Annotated in this window: 4 protein-coding genes; all 4 read left to right on the forward strand. The window is 39.5% G+C overall.

The window, feature by feature from the left end; translation table 11 throughout:
• Nucleotides 1–575 (forward strand): toxin C-terminal domain-containing protein (locus DCCM_RS05050; protein WP_207655546.1); only part of this gene is annotated, 575 nt, incomplete at its 5' end.
• Between the two features lie 3 nt (nt 576–578).
• On the forward strand, nt 579–1,112 hold the full coding sequence (locus tag DCCM_RS05055) for a hypothetical protein (RefSeq protein ID WP_104371362.1): 534 nt from the start codon (nt 579–581) through the stop codon (nt 1,110–1,112).
• Between the two features lie 442 nt (nt 1,113–1,554).
• Nucleotides 1,555–2,172, forward strand: a complete 618-nt coding sequence (locus DCCM_RS05060) for a hypothetical protein (protein ID WP_104371363.1) — start codon at nt 1,555–1,557, stop codon at nt 2,170–2,172.
• Between the two features lie 60 nt (nt 2,173–2,232).
• Nucleotides 2,233–2,559 carry a hypothetical protein gene (locus tag DCCM_RS05065; RefSeq protein WP_104371364.1) on the forward strand — a complete coding sequence of 109 codons (327 nt, stop codon included), beginning with the start codon at nt 2,233–2,235 and terminating at the stop codon, nt 2,557–2,559.
• Nucleotides 2,560–2,708 lie beyond the last annotated feature (149 nt).

Below are 2,708 nucleotides of genomic sequence, written 5' to 3' on the forward strand. Positions count from 1 at the left end.
ACATCTACGAGCCCTGGACGCAGAATCTCTATACTTACTGCAATAATAATCCGGTGAACTATGTGGACCCGACAGGGCATATGACTGTGAAAGAAGGTTGGGATAACTTTAAAAAAGGTGGAGCAATGTTTGGCAATAAGGTAGTTGAAATGGGGCAGACCACATATAACTACCTTAAGCCAAATGAGATAGATGCTATTTATTTTCAGGCTGGCGGATTTTACGGAGCTGAAACAGGAGCAGCAGGATATGTATTAGGGAGAGTTGCGGGGAAAGACGTTGCAGAAAGTATCGGTAAAAAAGTTTTTGGTGAAACTGTTGAGAATGCGGGAAGATCTGCGGGTAGGATGACTGCAAAACAAGCATCTGAGGCTGCAAAAAAACTAGGATTTGAAAAAACAAAATATACTTCTCATGGGCAGCCGGTGTTCAAAAAAGGTAAGACTTATATTACCCCTGATGTAGATAGTCACATTGGTGGAGTATGGAAAGCCGCTGGCTCAGTAGAAGGCTTAAGTAAGAAATCAACCAGGTGGGGTAGCTATGATGCAGATTTGAAAAGGATAGGAGATTAAACCATGTTAAATTGGAGGATAACAAAATATAATCCCAGTTTCCGAGATTATAATGGTGTATACAACTTGAATGAGTGGACTTCTTTTGGAGATGTCGGGAAAAGCTTCGATGGTAAAATACTAACAATCGATGAATATTTGTCTATTGAAAATGCTTATATTAATGCAGTTTTGGCTTTTATGGAAGATCTGAAAATTACATCGCTAAAAGTTAGGGGAGTCGAGAAATATGATGAATACCTTAGATTAAATAAAACAAGCATAGAATATCCAAATGATATGGTTAATTTATTTTCTAAGGTATGCGATAATTGTACAATAGAAATGGATAAGGTTGAAAATTTGTGCAGGCTTGTACTACGGGAGCATATGTGGTGCAAGTTGGAAAATGGTTCTTTAATTTTTGTTCATTTTGGACATGATTACTACATGTACATTGGCAGTACTAGGAAATGTAACAATGCTATTGAAAAAATTAAAAAATCAGGATTGTTTGTGGAAGAATATAAATCACCATATAAAGAAAGTAGTTTGTAAAGTGCGAGAAGATTAGGTGTCGCTGCTCAAGGAGAGTGTAAAATAAATTGTGCTTTTATCCTTACCTAAGAATGAGACAGTGAGACCGAGTGAGACCGGGGACGGTTCTCTCTTGTCGCATTGGATAACGTTGGGCCGGTTCTGCTGTTATGTAGATAAAAATGTATGGATTGATTTAAGTAGGGTTTGCTGAACCAATCATCATCTCAGCTAAAGCATAATAATGATGGTCTGATATAAGCAAGATTAAGTGCATAACATGATAACATGGGGACGGTTCCCATGTTATGCGGCCCCCATATAAATTTTGAAACGTTATCACCTGATCCTGCAAAACCTGGAAAAAAGAAGATAGATACTAATATTCATATTTATTTGGAGGATTGAGATAATGAAAATCGAAATTAATGTGCCAGATTATTCATCAAAAGAAGGATTTTAGATGAGTTGGGAATATGGTTTTACAACTGATGTTCGTATTAACGAAAATGTAGTTATTATTAAAGCAGATAAGGCTGGTAAGTTTCAGCCATATGATAAAGCAATGGAAGGAAAATGGTTTGCAAATACTGCGGAGGATGCAGCGAGGTGGGGGAAAATCTTCTATCCAAATGGAGCCTACAAAATGGTTGGTTACAGTACCAAAAAGCTCACTAGAAGGAATGTATTACGGTGGCAGCAAATTGGATGGGATAGGTCCAGCTTATTATGCAGAAAGAGACTACATCAATCAGGTATTGATGTCTATCAGGGGGATCGGTCAATGACAAAGAAGAGCGTTAAGGCAAGAATATGTTGGGTTCCGCGCGAAGAAGGATGTAGATTGTCTCCTCCACCAACTGGTACACGTTATTGCCCGCTTGTCTTTTTCGAGAATGTCAAGGAGCAATCAGACAAATGGAGTGCAGATTTTGTATGCACAGACCTTGATGAAAACCATTGTAATATTGTTGATTTTTCCTATTTGGTTGAAGATGCACCAATTCAGAATTTACGTACCGGTAACAGATTTAAGCTCTACGAGGGGCCTAAGCTTGTCGCGAACGGCGAAATTATGTAGAAAATTCTTGCTGCAAAACTTCGAGCAAAAAACGTAATGGGGTCAGGCTCTTAATTATATATGCTTGATTCAGGAAAAGGTATTGACACCTCACAAATGACACTTGATGAGCTTGATTCTATGTACGGGTCTATGCATGGATTAAATGATTCTTTGAATCAACATACCACAATGTTCCTTGGAGTGGTAGGGGGAATGAGGGTTGGTGCTGGTGAGGGGGTGGGTAAAGCTGAAAAGCTCTACCACTATACTTCAGCAAGCCCTGAAAGCATATTGAAGAATGGGCTTCATCCGGGTGCTTCAGGGAAAGTCTTCACAACACCAGCTGGAAATCTAAGTCCGATGCAAGCACAAATTGATGAAGCATTGAATGTGCTGATGGAATGAGAGAAAAACACTCACTGCAAAACTCTGTCAAAACTGCTGGGGACGGTTCCCATATAACATGGGGACGGTTCCGATGTTAGGGAGAAAACCTGGACGTAACCACCTACACTTACGACAGCATGGGAAACCTGCTTACGACAACAGATCCC

Source organism: Desulfocucumis palustris (genome assembly GCF_002933875.1).
Classification (GTDB): domain Bacteria; phylum Bacillota; class Desulfotomaculia; order Desulfotomaculales; family Desulfocucumaceae; genus Desulfocucumis; species Desulfocucumis palustris.